Origin of the sequence: Rathayibacter sp. AY1A2 (assembly GCF_002930935.1) — a bacterium.
Taxonomy (GTDB): Bacteria; Actinomycetota; Actinomycetes; order Actinomycetales; family Microbacteriaceae; genus Rathayibacter.
Map to the genome: position 1 here is coordinate 115,595 of NZ_PSTP01000004.1, position 20,516 is coordinate 136,110.

The following is a 20,516-nucleotide window of genomic DNA, read 5'->3' on the forward strand; positions in this document are numbered from 1 at the left end:
CCGCGAGACGCCACCTCGGTACGCGACGCGCCGGGGCGTGCGGACCGAGGCGGCGTCTCGCGGAGGGGGATCCGGGGCGCGCCCGGATCAGCGGATCACGGCCAGGACGGCTCCTCCTCGTGCGTGATGACGAGCTCGCGGACCTCGCAGCCGCGCGGCTGGCCGAGGACGAACATGACGGCGTTCGCCACGTTCTCCGGGTCGTTCAGCAGCGCGTCCGGGCCCGGCTTGTACTGCTCGTCGCGGTCGTCGAAGAAGCGCGTCTTCATGCCCGACGGGATCAGCGTGGTCACTCCGATCTCGCCCTTGGTCTCGGCCGCGAGCGCGCGGGTGAAGCCGAGCACGCCGAACTTCGAGGCGCAGTACGCGGTCGCGTCCGAGACGGCCTTGATCGCGAGCGAGGAGGCGACGGTGACGACGCGGCCGTGGGTCTCGGTGAGGAAAGGCAGCGCCGCCCGGACGACGGCCGCGGTGCCGAGGAGGTTGACGGAGATGACGCGCTCCCACTCCTCCGGCTCCACATCGACGAGGCGGCCGCAGCGGTCGATGCCGGCCGCGGTCACGACGGCGTCGAGCCCGCCGTGCTCGCGGGCGATCTCGACGACCGCCTTCTCGGCCTCGCGGGTCTTCGCGACGTCGACCTGGTAGGCGGCGACGCCCTCCTTCACCGACGAGACGTCGCGGTCGAGCACGATCGGGGTGCCGCCGGCGGCGGTGACCGCGGCGGCGACGGCCGCACCGAGCCCGGAGGCTCCTCCAGTGATCAGGACGCGGCCGATGGGGGTGGGAATGGTGCTCATGGTTTCCTTCCGGGGGTGGTCTGCGGGCCTCGTGGGCCGCGGGTCAGCCGACGCGCGCGAGCGCGGCGGCGAGATGGGTGGTCGAGCGGCCCGGGTGGTACGGCACGGTCAGGACCCGGCCGCCCCACTCCGCCACCGTCGCCGTCTCGGGGAGGGACTCGGCGGAGTAGTCGCCGCCCTTCACCCAGACGTCGGGGCGGATGCGGCGCAGCGCCTCGTCCGGCGTGTCCTCGCCGAAGACCAGCACGGCGTCGACGCACTCGAGCGCGAGCAGCAGGTCGACGCGGTCGTCCTCGGGGATGATCGGCCGCGCCGCGCCCTTGAGGCGCCGCACGGAGTCGTCCGAGTTGAGGCAGACGATCAGGCAGTCGCCGAGAGCGCGTGCTGCGGAGAGGGTGCGGGCGTGGCCGGCGTGGAGCAGGTCGAAGCAGCCGCCCGTCGCGACCACCGTTCCTCCTGCCGCGCGGACGGACTCGGCGACGCGCAGGGCGTCCACCCCGCCGCCGTGGAGGGGTGCGGGGTCGGCGGGAGCGGAGAGGGAGGCGACCCCTCCCGCGAGGAGGTAGGCGCCGGCCGCGGCGACCGCCGCCTGCACCGCCTCCGAGGTGCTCGCGCCCTCGGCGAGGGCGACCGCGGCGGAGGCGGCGAACCGGTCGCCCGCGCCGCACGGGTCGGTGGGCGGCACGGCGACGGCCGGTGCGACGACCGGGACGCCGGCGCCGCGGGAGCGCAGCAGGGCGCCGCAGGATCCCATCGTCACGGTGACCGCACCGCAGCCCCAGCGCTCGAGGAGGGTGGTCGCGGCGGACTCGGCGCGCGTCACTCCGCGGCCGACGGCTCCCGAGAAGGCGGTGGCCTCGGCCAGGTTCGGGGTGGCGAGGGAGGTGGCGGCGACCGGCTGCGAGCCCCGCGGGTGCGGATCCCACACCAGCGGCACGGTGAGCGCGTCGAGCGCCGTGCGGAGCGACGGCTCCTCGGTCAGGCGGCGGCCGTAGTCGGCGACGATCACGGCGTCGGCGTCGGCGAGGGCGGCGAGCATCGCGTCGGTGACGCCGGGGACGGGCGGCGTCTCGCAGCCGCGGTCGATCCGCACGACGGCCTGGCCGGAGGCGGCGACGCGGGTCTTCACCGGCGTCGGCGCTCCCGAGGGCCCGGCGACCAGGCGGACGCCGGACAGCTCGGCGCGCAGCTCCGCCACGTCCGGATCCGAGTCCTCGGCGAGCGCGGTCACCAGCGTCACCTCGTGCCCGTCGCGGGCGAGCATCCGGGCGACCAGCCCGGCACCGCCGGCGCGGGCGCTGCGGGCCGACACGTCGACCACGGGGACGGGGGCGTCCGGGCTGAGCCGCTCGGCGGGTCCGGAGAGGTCGACGTCGAGCATCACGTCGCCGACGACGACGAGGCGCAGGCGGCTCACGAGGCGGCCGCCGTCCGCGCGCGGATCCGGTGCTCGAAGGCCCGGCAGAGCGCGTGCACGAGCACCAGCTGCGCCTCCTGCACGTTGGAGCCGTGGCCCTCGAGGGCGATCGCCTCGTCGCAGAGCTCGGTGAGCGGGTTCGGCCCCTCGCCGGTCAGCGCCCACGACCGGGCGCCCGCCGCACGGGCGGCCTCCGCGGCGTGGAGGAGGTTCGCGCTGCGTCCGCTGGTGGAGAGCAGGACCACGACGTCGCCCGCCCGGGCGTGCGCGGTGACCTGGCGCGAGAACACGTGGTCGAAGCCGTAGTCGTTGCCGATCGCGGTCAGGCTCGACGTCTCGGCGTGCAGCGAGATGGCGGAGAAGGGGACGCGGTCGCCGTCGAAGCGGCCGACGAGCTCGGCGGTGAGGTGCTGCGCCTCCGCCGCGGAGCCGCCGTTGCCCGCGGCGAGCAGGCGCGCGCCGGAGTGCAGGCGGTCGGCGAGCTCGACGCCCCAGGCGGCGATCCTGTCGGAGTGGCGCTCCAGCTGCGCGACCGCGTCGAGCGCGCGCGCCACGTGGTCGTCGACGAGGCGCCGGGCGGCGTCGGCCGGGGTGTCCAGAACGGTGTCGATGGTCGCGGTGTCGATGGTCATCGTCGCGGAGCCGCCTTCCGGGTGGTGGGGGATGAGGGTGCGCTCGTGGCGCCGGTGAGGAGCGACTCGTCGCCGAGGCCGGCGAGCGTCGTGACGTAGGCGCGCTCGGTGTCGGCGGCGACGCGGTCCCAGGAGTAGCGGGACTCGACGCGCTCGCGGCCGGCGGCCCCGTAGGCGCGGGCGCGGTCGGGGTCCTCCAGCAGCGAGCCGAGGGCGGCGGCCAGGGCGACCGGATCGCGCGGAGGCACGTGGACCCCGGTGACGTCCTCGACCACGGTGTCGATCAGGCCGCCCACGGAGGAGGCGACGACCGGCACGCCGCAGGCCATCGCCTCGAGCGGAGTGATGCCGAACGGCTCGTACCAGGGCGCGCAGACCACGACGTCGGCCGAGCGGAGCATCGCGGGCATCTCGGTCTGCGAGAGCTGGCCGACGAAGTCGACACGGTCCGCGACGCCGAGGCTCTCGGCCACGCCGTGCAGCCGCTGGTACTCGGGGTCCGCCGTCAGCGCGTCGCCGGAGCCGGAGCCCCCGACCACGACGAGCTCGGCGTCGTGGCCGGCCGCGACCAGGTGCGCGAGCGCCTCGATCGCGATGCCCATGCCCTTGCGCGGCACCAGGCGTCCGATGGTCATCAGCCGCGAGCGCTCGCTGCGGGGCGCGACCGGGCCCTCGACCGAGAACCGGTCGATGTCGACTCCGCAGGGCACCACCGAGATGCGCGAGGTCGGCACGCCGAGCCCCTTGAGCTCGAAGGCCTCGTCCGAGCAGGTGGCGACGACGCCGTCGGCCTTCTGGCCCACTCCGGGCTCGAGCCAGGCGCGCTCCTCGGGGCTGGTGTCGAGCGCGCCCTGCTGGCGGCGCTTGACCACGCCCAGCGCGTGGAAGGTGTGGAGGACGGGCACGCGCCGACCCGTGGCTCGCTCCACCCGCTCGGAGGCGTCGAGCGCGGCGACCCCGGACATCCAGAAGTGGCTGTGCACGAGGTCCGGCCGCTCCTGCAGCCACTCCTCGGCGAGGTCGACGGCGAAGTCGCCCATGAAGGGCAGCAGCTCGTCCTTGGACACCCGGCGCGGCGGCCCGGCGTCGATGTGCACGACCTCGACTCCCGAGGTGAAGGGCACGCGCCGGGGCAGGGAGGGGTCGTCGCGGCGGGTGTAGACGACCACGCGGTGGCCGCGGCGCGCGAGGGCGTCGGCGAGCGCCGCCACGTGGACGTTCTGGCCGCCGGCGTCGACGCCGCCGAGGGTCGCCAGCGGGCTCGCGTGCTCCGAGACCATGGCGATCGTGAGCGCGGGCGCGGAGGAGAGGTGCTGCTTCATCGGGTGCTCCCTTCCAGAGCGGGCTCCGGCGACCGGCGTCCCGGGAGGTCGGCGAGGACCTCGTCCCAGTCGCGGTGGAACCGGGCGAGGCCGTAGCGCGCGAGCGCGGCCTCGCGGGCGACGGCGCCGGCGCGGGCGGCGCGGTCCGGGTCCTCGACGAGCGCCCGGGCCGAGGCGACGAGGGCGTCGAGGTCGTTCGAGACCGCTCCGGCCTCGGGCGGGACGGCGCGCCCCGCCTCCGTCACGTCGAGCGCGACGACGGGCATCCCGAGATGCATCGCCTCCAGCAGCGCGAGGCCGAGGGAGGTCCAGCGGAACGGGTGCAGGTAGACCCGGCGGCGGGCCAGGGCCGCGTGCATCGCCTGCGTGCGGACGTCGCCGAGGACCGTCACGTCCTCCAGGCCCGGCAGCTCGGCGAGCCGGTCGGTCTTCATCCCGAAGACGTCCAGCGGAGCGACGGCGCCGAAGCGGGGGAGCAGGTCGGTCCCGGCGACCCGGCCCCGGCGGACGGGCTCGTTGACGACCACGCCGAAGTGCGGCAGCTCGCCGGTGTAGAGGGGACCCGGGTCGTGGATCCCGTGCTCGATCACCGTCGTCCGCGTCGATCCGGTGTCCCACATCAGGGCGTTGAAGTGGGTGACGTGGACGATCAGCAGGTCGTCGCGGTCGGCGAGCGGGTGGCGGTTGTCCGGCACGTCCCCGCGGGGTGTGTTGTGCTCCACGTAGACGGCGGGTACGTCGCGGCCGAGGCGTCGCCCGAGCAGGCGCTCGGCCTCGGCGAGCTCCTCGGGCCTCTGGAGGAGGACCGCGTCGACGTCGGCGTCGTGCAGCTCCTCGGGCGCGATCTCGACGGCGCTCGGCCAGTCGCGGCCGCCGGTGCCCAGGCCCCAGCCGTCGCGGGCCGGAGTCGTGGGGAGCAGGTAGGTGTGGGCGCCGCGGACGAAGGCGTCCGCCCAGCCGCCGTGCACGTGCCAGAGCAGGATCCTCATGCGATGGCCTCTCTCGGGGAAGTCGTGGGTCGGAGTCGGAGGGCGGCGGCGACCGCCTCCTCGGCGCTCACCCCCGCGAGGCAGGGATGGCCGGGGACGGGGCACACGCGGGCGCGCGAGCCGGCGCAGGGCGCCTCCTGGTCGCCGAGCAGCGCGACCGGGACGCCGTAGGGCGCCCAGCGCACGGCCGGGACGACCGGCGCGAAGAGGCTGACCACGGGGGTGCCGACCGCGGCGGCGAGGTGCGCGGGGCCGGTGTTGCCGCAGATCACGACCTCGGCGCCGGCCAGCACCTCGGCGGCGCCGGGGAAGTCCGTCGCCCCGCCGAGGTCGATGCCGCGGGTGCCCGCGACCTCGGCCGTGAGGGAGCGCTCGCCCGGGCCGCCGGTGACGACGACAGCGAGGCCCGCGTCCGCCAGCAGCTCGACGGCGCGGGCCGCGTTCGCCGCGGGCCAGGCGCGGGCGGGGACGGCTGCCCCGGGGTGCACGACCGCGTAGGGGCCGATCCCCTCGAGAGCGGCGGGCAGCACGCCCTCGCGGCGCACGCGGAGCCGTCCGTCGTCGCCGGCGGGCAGCGCGAAGCCGGCCGCCGCCGCGATCGCGAGCGCGCGCTCCGGCTCCGGCTGGTCCTCCTCGAGGGTCTCGCCCGGGACGAGGCGCACATCGAGCAGGGCGCCCGCGAAGTCGACCGAGGCGCCCGAGATGCGGGCGACACCGGCGAGGCGGAGCAGCAGGGCCAGCGGCAGCGGCGACTGGTGGAAGGAGGTGAGGATCACGGCCTCGTCCGGCGCGAACTCCTCGACGATCGCGCGCAGCTCGTCGACGAGCTCGGCGTCGACGGGGCGGGAGGCGTCGCCGATCCACGGGCACCACCAGGTGCGGACGGAGGAGGGACCCGGCAGCAGCGCGGCCGCGGGCGCTCCCTGCGGACCGCTCAGCAGCAGCACCTCGGCGTCGGCCGCGATCGCCCGGACGGCGGGTCCGCACAGCAGGACGTCTCCCGCGCTGTCCAGGCGGGCGACGAGCACGCGGCGCTTCACTCGGCGTCCTCGTCGGGCTGCATCGCGAGCAGCAGCTCGACCGCCTCGAGGAGCGTCGCCGCCTGCAGCGGAGCGGCGTCCACCTCCTCGGCGCGGGTGATCGGAGTCGGCACCAGCACTCCACGGGCGCCGGCCGCGGCGGCGGCGCCGACGTCGGCCCCGATGTCGCCGATCACGGCGAGGGACCGTGCCGGCAGTCCCAGCTGCTCGGCGGCGCCGAGCACCATGCCGGGCCGGGGCTTCCGGCAGGAGCAGCCGTCCTCCGGGCCGTGGGGGCAGAGCATCCACACGTCGAAGCCGCCGAAGAGCTCGTCCACGCGCCGGTTCACCGCGTCGGCCTGGCCGCGGTCGATGATCCCGCGGGCGATCCCGGACTGGTTGGTGACCACGCCCACGGCCAGCCCCGCCTCGCGCGCCCGCTCGACCGCGGCGAGGGCGGTGGGCATCGGGGAGACCTGCGCTGGGTCGCCGTTGTAGGGCACGTCGACCACGAGCGTCGCATCGCGGTCGAAGAGGATCCCCCGCAGGCGCGGGGCCCTCGCGCGCTCGTCGGCGCTCCGGGAGGAGGAGTCGTTCACCTTCTCCTCGTACCCCTCGACCGGGGATGTAAACCCCCTTCCGGAGAAGTCGGTCCGTCCGGGCGCGTCGCTCGCATCTGCGGGCGGCGCGTCTGAGGTGCGCGCAGCGGGGTACGGGGACTCCGACAGGAAGGAGGCGCCGTGCGCGCTCTCACCGCCCCGGACGGGACTCCGGAGATCCTCGCGCTGCGCGCCCTCAAGCTCGGCGACCTGCTCGTCGCCGTCCCGGCGCTCAAGGCCCTGCGCCGAGGCTTCCCGGACCACCGGCTGATCATGGCGACCACGCCCTGGCTCGAGCCGATCGTCGACCTGGTCGAGGGCCTGGACGCGCTCGTGCCCACCCTCCACGGACTCGACGACCCGCTGCCGATGGCCGCCGGCCGCGTCGAGCTCGGCGTGAACCTCCACGGCAACGGCCCGGAGTCGCGGCTGCGGCTGCGCGAGATCGCGCCCGAGCGCACGCTCGAGTTCCGCGTCCCGGCGCTGGACCCGGGCCCGGGCCCGGAGGACCCGCGGCCGCTCTGGATCGACGGCGAGCTCGAGCGCGCCCGCTGGGCCCGCCTGGTGAACTCGATCGGTCTCGACGCCGACCCCGAGGACGTCGCGATCGCCGTCCCCGAGGAGCCCGCCTCGGCCCCCGGAGCCGCCGTCGTGCACATCGGGGCCTTCTACGGCTCTCGCGAGTGGCCGGAGGAGCGCTTCGCCGCGGTGGCGCGCGCCCTCACCGCCGAGGGGCACCGCGTCGTCTACACCGGAGGCGCGAACGAGGCCGACCGCGCCCGCCGCGTCGCCGAGCTCGCCGGCACGGGCGAGGTGCTGGCGGGGGAGCTCGCGCTCAGCGGGTTCGCCGCGGTCGTCGCGGCCGCCGAGGTCGTGGTGACCGTCGACACCGGAGCCGCGCACCTCGCCTCCGCGTACGGCGTCCCCTCGGTCGTGATCTTCGGTCCGGCACCGCCCGAGGCCTGGGGCCCTCCGGCCTCGGGGCCGCACGTCGTGCTGACCGACGCCTCCCTCCGCCGCGGAGACGTCTTCTCCGCCGAGCCGGACCCGGCGCTGCTCGCGGTCCAGGTCGACGACGTCCTCGCCGCCCTCGCGTCGCTCCCGTCGCGTGCCGAGGCCCACCTCAGGCGGACTTCAGCCGCGTCGCCGGTCGGACCGGAGTGACCGTGGCCACGCGGGCCCGGGGAGCACGCGGCTGATGGCTGCGCGAGGGGGCGCCGAGCCGGTCGGCGAGCTGCGCGAGGATCCGCCGCTGCAGGCGCGAGACCTGCATCTGCGTCGTCCCCAGGGCGTCGGCGATCTGCTGCTGGGTGCGCTCCTCGACGAAGCGCATCCGCAGGAGCTCGCGCTGGCCCTCCTCGAGCTCGGCGAGGGCCTCGGCGAGCCCGTGCCGCCGGTCGATCTCGAGCAGCCGGTCGTCCTCGCCGCCGAGGGTGTCGCCCAGGCCGACGCCGCCCTCACCCACGGTCTCGTCGAGGGAGAGCGGATGCCCCGCGAGGCGCGCGTCGGCCACCTCCGTCGCGTCCACTCCGAGGCGGCGGGCGATCTCCTGGTCGGTGGGGTGCCGGCCGAGCTCCTGCGCGAGCTCGTCGGCGACGACGGCGGAGCGGCGGTGCAGCTCCTGCACGCCGCGCGGCGGCCGGATCATCCAGCCGAGGTCGCGGAGGTGGCGCTTGAGCTCGCCGGTGATCGTGGGGACGGCGAACGCGGCGAAGCTGTCGCCGCGCTCGGGAGTGAAGCGGCGGGCGGCCTTCACGAGGCCCACGTAGGCGACCTGGCGCAGATCCGCCCAGTCGCCTCCGCTCCGGGAGACCCGGCGGGCCATGGCCTCGGCCAGGCCCAGGTGGTCGAGCACGATGCGCTCGCGGATGCGCGCGCCCTCGGCGGCCTCCGCGCTCACCGCGGCCTGGAAGAGCGAGAGCGTGCGGGCGTCCTTCTCCTCCCGTGCCGCCTCGGTGAGGGCGCTCGGGCGGTCGGTGCGGGTGTCGAGATCGATCGTGCTCATCAGTGCTCCTTCCGGGCACGCTCGCGCGGAGGCCCGGCGCGGCCTGCGGTGCGGCGCTCGGGCCCTCTCGACGAGAGGCCCGGGGTCAGCGCACCACTGCTCCTGCTCGCTCGGGGAGTCCGTTGACTCGGAGCAGTGCTGTCCGGTAGAAGCAGTCGCCGCGAGGCGCGCACCGTGCCCGGGGCGGAGGCGCCACGGCCCCCGCGATCCGGGGCGCCGCACCGGCTCCCGCCGGTAGGATCGGCCTCGTATGTCTGAGCTCACCCCGCCCCTGGAAAGCGCGCCGGACGCGCACCCGTTCACGACCGCGACCGGGAGCGACGTCCGCGTCCGCTTCTGCCCCTCGCCGACCGGGACCCCGCACGTCGGCCTCATCCGCACCGCCCTGTTCAACTGGGCGTACGCGCGCCACACCGGCGGCACGTTCGTCTTCCGCATCGAGGACACGGACGCCGCCCGCGACAGCGAGGAGAGCGTGGAGCAGATCCTCGACGCGCTGCGCTGGCTGAGGCTCGACTGGGACGAGGGCGTCGGAGTCGGCGGCCCGCACGGCCCGTACCGGCAGTCCGAGCGCACCGATGTCTACCTCGACGTGATCGCGCGCCTGACGGCCTCGGGGCACCTCTACGAGAGCTACTCCACGGCCGAGGAGATCGACGCGCGCAACGAGGCGGCCGGCCGCGCGAAGCAGCACGGGTACGACAACCACGACCGCGATCTCACCGAGGAGGAGCGCGCCGCCTTCCGCGCCGAGGGCCGCGCCCCGGCGCTGCGCCTGCGCGTGCCGGACGCCGACCTGTCCTTCGACGACCTGGTCCGCGGCCCGATCACGTTCCCCGCCGGCTCCTTCAGCGACTTCGTCGTGGTGCGCCCCAACGGCCAGCCGCTCTACACGCTGGTGAACCCGGTCGACGACGCGATCATGCAGATCACCCACGTGCTGCGCGGCGAGGACATCCTCCCCTCGACCGCCCGGCAGATCGCGCTGTACCACGCGCTGATCGACATCGGAGTGACGACCTTCGTCCCGCGCTTCGGGCACCTCCCCTACGTGATGGGCGACGGCAGCAAGAAGCTCTCCAAGCGCGATCCGTCCTCGAACCTCTTCCACCACCGCGACCGCGGCTTCATCCCGGAGGGCCTGGTCAACTACCTCGCCCTGCTCGGCTGGTCGCTCACGCACGACCGCGACGTCTTCTCGATCGACGAGATGGTCGCCGCCTTCGACGTCGCCGACGTGAACCCCAATCCGGCCCGCTTCGACCTCAAGAAGGCCGAGTCGATCAACGGCGATCACATCCGCCTCCTGGCCGTCGACGACTTCACCGAGCGGACGATCCCGTACCTCGTGGCGGCCGGAGTGCTCGCGGGCGAGCCGACCGCCGAGCAGCGCGCCGTGCTCGACGCCGCCGCACCCCTCGTGCAGGAGCGGATCGGCCTGCTCGGGGAGGCCCCCGGCATGCTCGGGTTCCTCTTCACCGCGTCCGACGCGCTCGAGTACGACGAGGACGCGCTGAAGGGCCTGCCCGCGAACGCCGGCGAGGTGCTCGCCGCCTCGATCGGCGCCCTCGAGCTCGTCCCCGCGTCCGAGTGGCTGACGGCCTCGATCCAGGAGGCGCTCGCCTCCGCGCTGATCGAGGGCCTCGGCCTCAAGCCCCGCATCGCCTACGGGCCGCTGCGCACGGCGGTCTCCGGACGCCGCGTCTCGCCGCCGCTGTTCGAGTCGATGGAGATCCTCGGCAAGCAGGAGTCGATCGCCCGCCTCGACCGCCTGGGCGCTCACCTCGGCACCTCCCGGCAGGCCTGACCGTGGCGGAGACGGTCGGCGGACGCTACGACGTCGTCGTGATCGGCGGGGGCCCCGCCGGGCTCTCGACCGCGCTCAACCTCGTCCGGGCGCGCCGCAGCGTGCTGCTGCTCGACAGCAACCGCCCGCGGAACGCTGCGACCCTGCACTCGCACGGGTTCCTCACCCGCGACGGCATCTCGCCGCTCGAGCTGCGCCGCCTCGGCCGCGAGGAGTTCGAGCGCTACGAGGCCGCCGAGGTGCACAACGCCCTCGTCACGTCGGTCGAGCGCTCCGGCGGCGAGTTCGTGGTCGGCGCGCGCGGCGTGCGCGGCAGCGCGGACCGCTCCGTCGTCGCCACCGCCGTCGTGGTCGCCGCGGGACTGCTCGAGACGCCGCCCGCGCTCCCGAGCCTGCGCGCCTACTACGGCACCGCCGTGCACAGCTGCATGGAGTGCGACGGCTACGAGAAGGCGGGGGAGGCGCTCGCCCTGATCGGCGAGACCGACGACCTCGCGGAGCGGGCCATGCTCCTCTCACAGTGGTCGACCGACCTGATCGTCTTCACCAACGGCGTCGGGACGGTGAGCGACGCCGACGAGTCGCTGCTCGCCTCCATCGGCATCCGGGTCGACCGGCGCCCGGTCGCCGACCTCGCCGGGGAGCGCGCCGAGATGACCGGCGTCCGCCTCGTCGACGGCGACGTCGTGCCGCGCACCGGCGCGTTCGTCCGCCCCGTCTGGACGCCCGCGCTGGACTACCTGGACGCGGCCGGCCCCGACCGCGACGCCGACGGCTTCCTCCGCGTCGGCGCCGGTGGCCGCACGTCCGTCCCCGGCCTCTACGCCGCCGGCGAGGTCACCCCTCCCGGCCCGCAGCAGCTGATCGTCGCCGCCGGATCGGGCGCCCAGGTCGCCTCCGCGATCAACCGCGACCTCGTCCGCGCCCGCCTCGGCGAGGCCGCCCCGGAGTCCGAGGGCAGCGTCGTCCGCGGCTCGATTTGAGCGGGATGCCCGCGTAGGGTACTGTCGTCTCTCGGCGCTCGGGTCTCGATCCGGTCGCCGCCTGGTCCCGGGATCACCTCCGGATGACCATTGGGGTATGGTGTAATTGGCAACACGGCTGATTCTGGTTCAGTTGTTCTTGGTTCGAGTCCAGGTACCCCAGCACTGATCTCCTCCGCGGCACTCCGCGCGACGCCCTCGTTCGTGGCGTCCTCCTCCGGGCCCGCCCCCTCGTGATCCGCTCTCGGCGGCGTCCGCAGTATCCCCCCTCCGGCCGACGCGGCCGTCCGAGGCGCTATGACACGATGGAACCTGTACGTCTCTCAGGTACCCGCGTCGCGCGGGTCGGACGAAAGGTCGCCCGCCCATGGAACCGGATCTCCTCTGGATCGTCCTCGCCGGAGTCGCCGTCGGCGCACTCCTGCTGATCGCCCTCATCGGCTTCTTCCTCTTCCGCGCCTGGTACCAGGTGCCGCAGGCCGACGAGGCGATCGTGATCGTCGGGAAGAAGCAGAAGGGCGAGGACGGCCTCACCTCGAACATGACCGTCATCACCGGCGGCGGCGCGTTCGTGAACAAGCTGACCCAGCGGTCCGACCGCATCTCGCTGCGCTCCCGCCAGATCAAGATGGAGCCGGTCGCGCAGACCAAGAACGGCGTGACCATCCACCTCGCGGGCGTCGCCCTGGTCAAGATCGGGTCCACGGCCGACCAGGTCCGCGCCGCCGCCGAGCGCTTCGCGTCGCAGGACCAGTCCATCGACGTCTTCACGACCGAGCAGCTCGAGGGCGCCCTCCGCGGCGTCGTCGCGAAGCTCAGCGTCGAGGAGGTCATGCAGGACCGGCAGAAGCTGGGAGACGAGATCGCCGAGGGCATCAAGGGCGACCTGCTCGCCCAGGGCCTCGTCCTCGACTCCTTCGCCATCCAGGGCGTCACCGACCGCAACGGCTACATCGAGGCGCTCGGAGCGCAGGAGATCGAGCGCGTCCGCCGCGAGGCCGACGTCGCGCGGATCAACGCGGCCCGCGAGGTCAAGGCGCGCCAGCTGGCCACGGACGAGGCGAACCTGATCGAGCAGACCGCCTACGACAAGAACACCGCCGCCGCGAAGTCCGAGGTCGGCCGCGCCAACGCCGAGGCCGAGCAGGCCGAGAACCTGGCCCGCGCCGAGCGCGAGCAGGCCGTCCTCGTGCAGCGCGCCGAGAACCGGCAGGCCGAGCTCGACGCCGACGTCAAGCGCGTCGCGGACGCCGAGAAGTACCGCCGTCAGACCGAGGCCGACGCCGACGCCTACGGACGCGAGAAGAAGGCCGAGACGGACCGCCAGGTCGCGCAGCAGGTCTCGGACGCCGAGGCGTACGCCGTCCAGCGCCAGGCGGAGGCGCGCCAGGCGTCCGCCGCCGCCGAGGCCGCCGCCGTGAGCGCCCGCGCCGAGGCCGAGGCCCACGCACTGCGGGCCAAGGCGGGCGCAGAGGCCGAGGCGCTGCGCGCGAACGCGACCGCCGAGGCGGAGGCCATCCGCGCGAAGGGTGAGGCGAGCGCGGCGGCCATCGCGGCCGAGGCGGAGGCGCTCCGCGAGAACCAGGAGGCGATCCTGGGTCGCGAGCTCATCGGGCAGCTGCCCTCGCTCATGGCCGAGTTCGCGAAGGGCTACCAGAACGTCGGCTCGGTGACGCTGATCGGCGGCGACACCGCCGGCACCCACATCGCGCGCGAGCAGGCGGCGGGTCTCGCCGCGACGTTCGACAGCGTCAGGTCGGCGACCGGCGTCGACCTCGGCGCGATCCTCCAGGGCCAGGCCTTCGGCCGGGGGATGGCGACCGGCGGCACCATCGTTCCGACCGGCGCGTCGGTGGCGACGGGATCGGGTGACGCCCCGCGTCCGTCCGGCACCGGCGACCCGACCGCCGTCGCCTCCACGAGCTGACCGCAGGGTCCCGCCGATCCCCGGCGGTTCCACCACTGCCGCCGCCGTGCTCGTCGGTGGGCGCCCGTCGGCGTCCGCCCTCGAGCACGGCGTGCGACGTTCTGCGCGACCGGGTCGTGCCCCTGCCCGGCGTCGAGCGGCCCCGCTCAGGCCAGCGGCTTGCGCATCTGCAGGGACGTCGTCTCGTAGCCGAGCGACTCGTACAGAGCCCGCGCGGCGGTGTTGAAGCCGAACACGTTCAGCGCGAGGGCGGAGCCGCCGCGGGAGCGGACGTGCGACTCCGCGAGCAGCATCGCCGCCCGGCCGAGGCCGCTGCCGCGCTCGGCGGCGTCGATCTGCACGTCCCAGACGTACCCGACGCCTCGAGTCCGCTCGGGTGCGGGCCGAGCCAGAGCGACCCGACCGCGCGGCCGTCCTCGGAGACGAGGAGCACGTCGTGCCCGGCGGCGGGGGAGCCGCCCGGGAAGTACTTCTCGTACGAGGCGTCGGCGTTGCGCGTCGCGGCCGCCTCGTCGTCGCCCGCGCGCATCCGGTCCTCGATGTACGCCGAGCGCTGGACCCGCATCCAGGCGGCGAGAGCGGCGGCGGGCATCGGCTCGAGCGTGACGGTCATAGCCTCACGATCCCACTCCTCACCGCCCCCCGCGATCGATCCGCCGCGGACGGCCCGCAGGGGATCCGCGGACGGGCCGCTCGCGACGGATCGCCGCCGGCCCGGATCAGTCCGGGGTCCGCTCCGCGTGCTTCCGCTTCCCCAGGCGGGTGGCGAGGAACAGCAGCGTCCCCACGACCACGTAGCCCGCTGTCGCCAGCCAGACCACGCCCGTCTGCTGCGTCAGCAGCACCACGCTCGCGATGGTCGCGAGCACCGGCACCACCCGCGGCACGGAGTAGTGGGCGTGGTCGACGCGGTCCTTCTTCAGCACCAGCACCGACACGTTCGCCGCGATGAACACCAGCAGGAGCAGCAGCACCGTCGTCTCGGCGAGCGTGCCGACGTCGCCGATCAGGCTGAGCAGCATCGTCACTCCGCCGACGACCACGATCGACACCCACGGCGTGCGGCGGCCCGGCAGCACCTTCCCGAAAGCGCTCGGCAGCAGCCCGGAGGTGGCGAGCCCGAAGCCGACCCGCGACGCCATCACCATGAACAGCAGAGCGCCGTTCGCGATGGCGACCAGCGCGATCAGGCCGAACAGCCACGGCGGCACCGCCACTCCGCTCGCCGCGACCACGTCCAGCAGGGGGCCGCTGGAGGCCGCGAGCTCGTCGTTCGGCAGCACGATCACGGCGCCGAGCGCGATCAGGAGATAGACCACGGCGGCGGTGATCAGCGCACCGAAGAGGGCCCGCGGGTAGACCTTCGAGGGGTTCCGCACCTCCTCGGCCATGTTCGCCGCGGCCTCGAATCCGAGGAACGAGAAGAAGGCGACGATCGAGGCGGCGAACGCCCCCTGCAGCGGAGCGACGTCGGGGTTGAACTCGAGCACGCGGGAGGCGTCGCCGTCGCCGGAGCCGAAGAAGACCGCGGCGCAGACGATGACGATGACCAGTCCGCTCACCTCGATCACCGAGGCGACCAGGTTCGCCGTCAGCGACTCCTTCACCCCGCGCAGGTTCACCAGGGTGAGGATCGCGATGAAGACGATCGCGGTGGGGATCGGCGGCACGTCCAGCAGAGCCCCGAGGTAGTCGCCCGCGAACGCGTTCGCCAGGGAGGCGGCCGTCGTGATGCCGGAGGCCATCATCAGGAAGCCGATCAGGAACGAGAGGTACGGCTTCCCGAACGCGCGGTCCACGTAGCGCGCCGCCCCTCCGGCGTGCGGGTACTTGGTGATCAGCTCGGCGTACGTGCCCGCGGTGAGCAGGGCGACGACCAGCGCGATCAGCAGCGGCAGCCAGATCACGCCGCCCACGTCCTCGGCCATCGTGCCGACCAGGGTGTAGATGCCGGCGCCGAGCGTGTCGCCCACGATGAAGGCGAACAGCAGCGGCCCGGTGATCACCCGCTTGAGCGACGCCTTCCCGGGAGCGGTCTCGGCGGTGTCCGTCGTGTCGGTCATCCGGACACTCCACCGAAGCGGAGGGTCCGAGCGCAAGCCTCGCCGCCCGATCGCTGCGAGATTTCTCATCATCGCGACCCGTGTGGCAGGGGCCCGGGCGGCGAGGACTCCCACAGCGCGCTGATCCCAGGACTCGGGCGATCGGCCGCATCAGAGGGAGCGGACCCGGTGCGCACAGGGTGAACAGGGGGCGACCGCGCGTGCCGCCGCGCGCCCGCACTGGGTAGGCTGGAGCGCTTCGTCGTGAGTGGAGCGGTCGCGGAGGAATCATGGGCAAGAAGCGCAACCAGGGACGATCCGGAGGCGGTCAGGGCGGGTCCGGCGGTCAGGGCGGCGGCCGCACGGCCGAGACCGCGCTGATGGTGCGGTTCCGCAGCTGGTACCGCTCGCACCTCGCCGAGGTGGGAATGCAGCACGAGCACCTCGAGGCCGACGAGGCCGTCGAGGTGCTGACCGACCTCTTCGCGATGACCCGCGACCTGCGCCCGCGCGGCTCCTTCGCCCAGCCCGACGCCGAGCTGCTCGAGGCCGTCTTCGACCAGATCGAGGCCGACCTGTCGGGGGAGGAGAGCGAGGCCGACCTCGACGACACCCTCTTCACCGTCGCCGAGGTCGTCGAGCACTTCCTCGACTTCCTCACCGACGAGGACCTCTGGACCGGCACCGACGAGGAGCTGGACGAGTGCCAGGCCGTCCTCGACGAGGTCCTCGACCTCGCCGGCTCCTTCGTGGAGGCCGTGCTCGACGACCTCGCCGAGCTCGACGAGGTCCCGGCCGAGGAGCAGCTCTCCGCCGTGCGCGCCACCGCTCTCGTGCACGCCGCCGACGTCGTGGTCGAGCACCTCGCCGCCGACGACGGCGCGACCCTCACAGAGCGCGCCGCCCGCGAGATCGCGGTCGAGGCGGGCATCTCCTCCGCGGGATCCACCCCGAGCGACGACTCCGTCCGCATCCCGGTCTCGGCCTGGTGGGACGCGCTGGTCGGCTCCGCTGTGCTCGAGCAGGAGGGATCCGCCGCAGGTCTCGGCGAGGCCGCCGTGCTCTGGCGCAGCTCCGATGCCCACGAGGCCGCCGCCGAGCGCATCGCCTACGTCGCCCGCTTCCTCGAGCAGTGGATCCTCAGCGCCCAGACCGCGCTGGCGGCCGCCGACACCGAGGACGGCGCCTTCTCCCCGGAGGAGCGCGCGGTCACCACCACCGATGCCGTACTGGTCCGCATCGCGGTAGCCTGCCAGGCCGAGATCCACCCGGGCCTGGTCGTCGGCGAGCTGGTCGACGAGCTGGCAGCCGACTCCGGAGTCTCGCTCGACGAGGCCCTCGACGAGCGCGAGCGCATGGTCGGCACGGCCGAGCGGATGCTCGACGACACCGCCGAGCTCGGGCTGCTGCTGCACTCGCCCGAGTTCGGCTACGCGGTGCCGGAGGGCCTGGCGCCCGTCCTCGCCTCCGTCGTCCGCGCGACGGTCGTCCTCCTCGGAGAGCGCGAGGCCACCCGCCTCGAGATCCTCGACGAGGCGACCCAGGACACGGCGACGGCCTACGCGCTCCACGTCGCCCTGCTCGGGACCAAGCCCGTCGTCTGGCGGCGCCTCGAGCTCTCCTCCGAGTCGTCGCTGCGCGATCTGCACCTCGCGCTCCAGCTCTCGCTGGGCTGGACCGACGCGCAGCCGCACTACTTCAGCGTGGGCGTGCCCGACGAGGAGCAGGCTCCGATCGGCTCGCCGTCCGACGCGGAGGAGTTCGGCGCCGACCTCGTGGACGAGGCGGGCGTCGCGCTCGCCGAGGTGCTCGAGCAGGAGCAGGACGAGCTCTTCTACGTCTACGACCTCGAGGACGAGTGGCGCCACGTCATCCGCCTGGAGGCGATCGCGCCGCTGTCGACGGCTCTGCCGCGCTGCACGGGCGCGCGCGGCGCGGCTCCGCTCGACGTGCCGGGAGGCCCCGCGGCCTGGGCCGACACGGTGCGGGCGGCGACGGACCCGTCCTCGGCTGACCACGCGGAGGCGCTCGAGGCTCTCGGCCTCGCCGCCGGAGCATCGTTCGATCCGGCCGCGGTGGACGTCGACGGCATCAACCGCTCGCTCGGACTCCTGCGCTCCGCCGTCTGACGCCCCGCCGAAGGGCGTCATCGGAGGAGGCCCCCGCTCCCGCTCACCGCGGGCGGCGGGGGCCTCCTCCGGTGCGGGGCGTCACGGGGTGAGCAGCAGCTTGCCGATGTGGCCGGAGGAGCGCATCACGTCGTGCGCCCGCTCGGCCTCGGCGAGCGGGACCACCTCGTCCACCACCGGGCGCACCGTCCCGGCGGCGACCAGCGGCCAGACCTCTGCGCGCACCCGCGCGACGATCGCGCGCCGCTCCTCCAGGGGCCGGGCGCGGAGGGTCGTGGCGTGCACCGCCCCGCGCTTGCGCATCAGGACCCCGAGGTCGAGCGAGCCCAGCGCACCGGACTGGTTGCCGATGAACACCACGCGCCCGCCCACGGCCAGCGCCTCCAGGTCACGGGCCAGGTAGTCGCCGCCGACGGGGTCGAGGATCACGTCGACGCCGCGCCCGCCGGTCGCCTCGCGGATCCGCTCGACGAAATCCTCCTCGCGGTAGTCGATCAGGACGTCGGCCCCGAGCGCGCGGCACGCCTCGAGCTTGCGGGGGCTGCCGGCCGTGACGGCGACGCGGGCGCCGAGGGCGGCGGCGACCTGGATGCCCGTGGTCCCGATCCCGCTCCCGCCTCCGTGGAGGAGGACGGTGTCGCCGGATCCGAGCCCGGCCACCATCACGAGGTTCGACCAGACGGTGGACGTCGTCTCCGGGAGGGCGGCGGCCGAGACGAGGCCGACGCCGTCCGGCACCGGCAGCACCAGGCCCGCGTCGACCGCGACGTACTCCGCGTAGCCGCCGCCGGAGAGCAGCGCGCAGACCTCGTCGCCCTCCGCGAACCCGGTCGCGTCCTCGCCGAGCGCGACGACCGTGCCGGACACCTCCATCCCGAGGATCTCGGAGGCGCCGGGCGGCGGCGGGTAGACCCCTGCGCGCTGGCCGAGGTCGGCGCGGTTGATGCCGGCGGCCGCCACGCGGACGAGGACCTCGTCGGGTCCGGGGGAGGGCGTCGGCACCTCCTCCAGCACGAGTCGGGAGTCTGGGCCGGGGTTCTCGATGCGGATCGCCTGCATGAGGGGGATGCTACGCCGCGGGCCTCGGCGCTCGCGGTGCTCCCGCCCGGCGCGGGGCCGGCTCAGCGCTGCTCCGCCAGGAACGCCAGCACCGCGTCCTTGAAGCCCCGCGCGGGCACGGTGCTGGTGTGGTCGCGGCCGGGGACGCTCACGAACCGCGCCCCCGTCTCCGCCGCCAGCAGCTCACCGCCGGGAGCGATCGGATCCGCGCCGCCGGTCACGAGCAGCGTCGGCAGGCCGGGGTGCCGCCCGTGCTCCGGGTGCGCCCCGCCACGGACGCCGTCGGCCACCGCCACCAGCGCCGCGAGGTCGTTGCCCTGCACGCCCTCCGCCATGCCGATGAAGGCGCGGGTGAAGCCGTCGTCGATCTCGCCGCCGGAGGCGACGCGGGCCCGGGCCGCCTCCGCGTCGAAGGAGCGGAGGGGCTCGCCCACCGTCAGCCCGCCGAGGCTCAGCGATGCGAGCCGCTCCGGGTGCTCGAGCCCCAGCACCCAGCTCATCCGGGCGCCGAGGGAGTACCCGAGCACGTGGGGCGCGTCGAGGTCGTAGGAGTCGAGCACCCGCACCAGGTCGGCCACCATGGCGTCCACGCTGTAGGAGTCGGAGTGGTGCGGCTTCTCGCTCGCGCCGTGCCCGCGCTGGTCGAGCGCGACGACGCGGTACCCGGCCCGGTGCAGCGTCCGCAGCCAGCCCGACGTCTCCCAGTTGAGCACGGCGTGGGAGGCGAAGCCGTGCACGGCGAGGACGGTCGGGGCGCTCTCCTCGCCGACGGAGTAGGTGGCCAGCCGCACTCCGTCGTCGGCCACGACGTACACGGGCGGAGGGAAGGCGATCACTCCACCACCCTGCCCGCCGCCGCGGGGTCGAGGGGGCACCGCGCCGCGGACACGCCGGGCGGAGTCCCAGGAGCGGAGAGCCGACGGGCCCGGTGTCCCCGGACGGTCAGCGCGGCGGACGGGTGGAGCGGGCGAAGGGCGCGGCGATCCAGAGGCGCACGGTACGTCCCCGGCCGGACCGGACTCCGAGGACGACGCACAGCACGAGGTTGAGCACGGCCAGCGCGAGGATCGCCGAGATCGTCGCGAGCGGCCAGTCGGCGCCGAGCGAGTCGCGCACCGACACCAGCGCGAGGTGCAGCGGGACCAGCATCAGCTGGAGCGCGAGGTAGGTGAGCTGCCAGTTGACGGCGACCAGGCCGTTGCGGTCGCTGAGGGTGCCGATCCGCCGCCGCGACCCCCACACCATCACGGTCGCCGTGAGGGAGATCACAGGGGAGATCACCACGAAGCCGGCGAGCGCCGAGAGCCCGGCGAACCAGACGGCCCGGGCGCCCTTGCGGTCCCGGGTGCGGTGCCGCAGCTCGTCGTCGTCCATCGCCGCCTCCTCGCGCCGGGACCAGTCTCGCACCCGCCCCCGCGTCGAGGCGGGGGATCGCCCCCGAGTTCCGGGGGTTCCCCGGATGGGGCGGGTCCGGGCGCGTCCGTAGCGTGGAGGCATCGCCGGAGCACACCGGCAGCACCGCCGGCCCGCCCGGCGGCACCGCATCCCGCCGGGCGACCGGCACCCGAGAAGGAGCACACCGTGACCACCGACGACCGCACCGCCCGCCTCTCCACCCCCGCCAACGAGCAGCCGACCGTGGACCTGGGCGCGACCGCCGTCCTCACCGAGGAGCGGCCGTCCGCCGGGGAGCGCCCCGCCGCCGAGGAGCCCGCCTCCTCGCAGCAGGCCCGCCGCCGGCGCGATCACGCTCCGTCCGCAGCAGACGGAGCCGAGGCCGACAACC

19 protein-coding genes and 1 tRNA gene are annotated in these 20,516 nt (G+C 74.7%); 7 read left to right on the forward strand and 13 right to left on the reverse strand.

Annotated features, from left to right (window positions below; genetic code table 11):
* Window positions 1-95 precede the first annotated feature (95 nt).
* The 7 genes from C5B93_RS06035 to C5B93_RS17215 are packed head-to-tail and all read right to left on the reverse strand — an operon-like array spanning window position 96 to window position 6,778.
* Window positions 96-800 carry an SDR family oxidoreductase gene (locus tag C5B93_RS06035; RefSeq protein ID WP_104292025.1) on the reverse strand — a complete coding sequence of 235 codons (705 nt, stop codon included), beginning with the start codon at window positions 798-800 and terminating at the stop codon, window positions 96-98.
* A 43-nt stretch (window positions 801-843) separates the two neighbouring features.
* A complete protein-coding gene (locus C5B93_RS06040) occupies window positions 844-2,208 on the reverse strand; it encodes a PfkB family carbohydrate kinase (protein ID WP_104292067.1) in 1,365 nt (454 codons plus the stop codon).
* Between the two features lie 5 nt (window positions 2,209-2,213).
* A complete protein-coding gene (locus tag C5B93_RS06045; protein ID WP_104223523.1) occupies window positions 2,214-2,849 on the reverse strand; it encodes an SIS domain-containing protein in 636 nt (211 codons plus the stop codon).
* Window positions 2,846-4,171: a glycosyltransferase gene (locus C5B93_RS06050; RefSeq protein ID WP_104292026.1), complete on the reverse strand. Its 1,326-nt coding sequence runs from the start codon at window positions 4,169-4,171 to the stop codon at window positions 2,846-2,848. Before C5B93_RS06050 ends, C5B93_RS06045 begins: the two co-directional genes overlap by 4 nt.
* Complete coding sequence (locus C5B93_RS06055) at window positions 4,168-5,160, reverse strand: glycosyltransferase (protein WP_104233231.1); 993 nt, start codon at window positions 5,158-5,160, stop codon at window positions 4,168-4,170. The genes C5B93_RS06050 and C5B93_RS06055 overlap by 4 nt, the downstream gene beginning before the upstream one ends.
* On the reverse strand, window positions 5,157-6,200 hold the full coding sequence (locus C5B93_RS06060) for a glycosyltransferase family 9 protein (RefSeq protein WP_219814025.1): 1,044 nt from the start codon (window positions 6,198-6,200) through the stop codon (window positions 5,157-5,159). Before C5B93_RS06060 ends, C5B93_RS06055 begins: the two co-directional genes overlap by 4 nt.
* Window positions 6,197-6,778, reverse strand: coding sequence for an HAD-IIIA family hydrolase (locus tag C5B93_RS17215; RefSeq protein ID WP_104226264.1), 582 nt, complete (start codon window positions 6,776-6,778; stop codon window positions 6,197-6,199). Before C5B93_RS17215 ends, C5B93_RS06060 begins: the two co-directional genes overlap by 4 nt.
* Window positions 6,779-6,919: 141 nt before the next feature.
* Here C5B93_RS17215 and C5B93_RS06065 point away from each other — a divergent pair, with 141 nt between their 5' ends.
* Window positions 6,920-7,942, forward strand: coding sequence for a glycosyltransferase family 9 protein (locus C5B93_RS06065; RefSeq protein ID WP_104292027.1), 1,023 nt, complete (start codon window positions 6,920-6,922; stop codon window positions 7,940-7,942).
* Here the strand turns inward: C5B93_RS06065 and C5B93_RS06070 are convergent.
* Window positions 7,902-8,783, reverse strand: coding sequence for a sigma-70 family RNA polymerase sigma factor (locus C5B93_RS06070; protein ID WP_104292028.1), 882 nt, complete (start codon window positions 8,781-8,783; stop codon window positions 7,902-7,904). The genes C5B93_RS06065 and C5B93_RS06070 overlap by 41 nt on opposite strands.
* A 250-nt stretch (window positions 8,784-9,033) precedes the next feature.
* Here C5B93_RS06070 and gltX point away from each other — a divergent pair, with 250 nt between their 5' ends.
* The 4 genes from gltX to C5B93_RS06090 all read left to right on the forward strand — a co-directional run bounded on the left by gltX (window position 9,034) and on the right by C5B93_RS06090 (window position 13,500).
* On the forward strand, window positions 9,034-10,590 hold the full coding sequence (gene gltX, locus C5B93_RS06075) for a glutamate--tRNA ligase (RefSeq protein WP_104292029.1): 1,557 nt from the start codon (window positions 9,034-9,036) through the stop codon (window positions 10,588-10,590).
* A 2-nt stretch (window positions 10,591-10,592) separates the two neighbouring features.
* On the forward strand, window positions 10,593-11,573 hold the full coding sequence (locus C5B93_RS06080; RefSeq protein ID WP_181068343.1) for an NAD(P)/FAD-dependent oxidoreductase: 981 nt from the start codon (window positions 10,593-10,595) through the stop codon (window positions 11,571-11,573).
* A gap of 91 nt (window positions 11,574-11,664) precedes the next feature.
* A tRNA-Gln gene (locus C5B93_RS06085) sits at window positions 11,665-11,736 on the forward strand.
* A 204-nt stretch (window positions 11,737-11,940) separates the two neighbouring features.
* Window positions 11,941-13,500, forward strand: a complete 1,560-nt coding sequence (locus C5B93_RS06090; RefSeq protein WP_104292030.1) for an SPFH domain-containing protein — start codon at window positions 11,941-11,943, stop codon at window positions 13,498-13,500.
* Between the two features lie 146 nt (window positions 13,501-13,646).
* Here C5B93_RS06090 and C5B93_RS17785 read toward each other — a convergent pair whose 3' ends face one another.
* The gene (locus C5B93_RS17785; RefSeq protein ID WP_104292031.1) at window positions 13,647-14,069 is read right to left on the reverse strand and encodes an N-acetyltransferase; all 423 of its coding nucleotides are present in this window, start codon (window positions 14,067-14,069) and stop codon (window positions 13,647-13,649) included.
* Between the two features lie 150 nt (window positions 14,070-14,219).
* A complete protein-coding gene (locus C5B93_RS06100; protein ID WP_104226270.1) occupies window positions 14,220-15,563 on the reverse strand; it encodes an APC family permease in 1,344 nt (447 codons plus the stop codon).
* Window positions 15,564-15,832: 269 nt separating this feature from the next.
* Here C5B93_RS06100 and C5B93_RS06105 point away from each other — a divergent pair, with 269 nt between their 5' ends.
* On the forward strand, window positions 15,833-17,671 hold the full coding sequence (locus C5B93_RS06105; RefSeq protein WP_104233238.1) for a plasmid pRiA4b ORF-3 family protein: 1,839 nt from the start codon (window positions 15,833-15,835) through the stop codon (window positions 17,669-17,671).
* 81 nt (window positions 17,672-17,752) lie between these two features.
* On the opposite strand, the gene C5B93_RS06110 is transcribed toward C5B93_RS06105, so the two are convergent.
* The 3 genes from C5B93_RS06110 to C5B93_RS06120 all read right to left on the reverse strand — a co-directional run bounded on the left by C5B93_RS06110 (window position 17,753) and on the right by C5B93_RS06120 (window position 20,104).
* On the reverse strand, window positions 17,753-18,730 hold the full coding sequence (locus C5B93_RS06110; RefSeq protein ID WP_104292032.1) for an NAD(P)H-quinone oxidoreductase: 978 nt from the start codon (window positions 18,728-18,730) through the stop codon (window positions 17,753-17,755).
* 62 nt (window positions 18,731-18,792) lie between these two features.
* Entirely contained in the window at window positions 18,793-19,566 is a 774-nt protein-coding gene (locus tag C5B93_RS06115; protein ID WP_181028772.1) for an alpha/beta fold hydrolase, read from the reverse strand.
* A gap of 106 nt (window positions 19,567-19,672) precedes the next feature.
* Window positions 19,673-20,104, reverse strand: coding sequence for a DUF4870 domain-containing protein (locus tag C5B93_RS06120; protein ID WP_181068344.1), 432 nt, complete (start codon window positions 20,102-20,104; stop codon window positions 19,673-19,675).
* Between the two features lie 207 nt (window positions 20,105-20,311).
* On the opposite strand from C5B93_RS06120, the gene C5B93_RS17465 reads away from it, so the two are divergent.
* On the forward strand, window positions 20,312-20,516 hold a 205-nt coding region (locus C5B93_RS17465; protein ID WP_219814026.1), incomplete at its 3' end, for a hypothetical protein.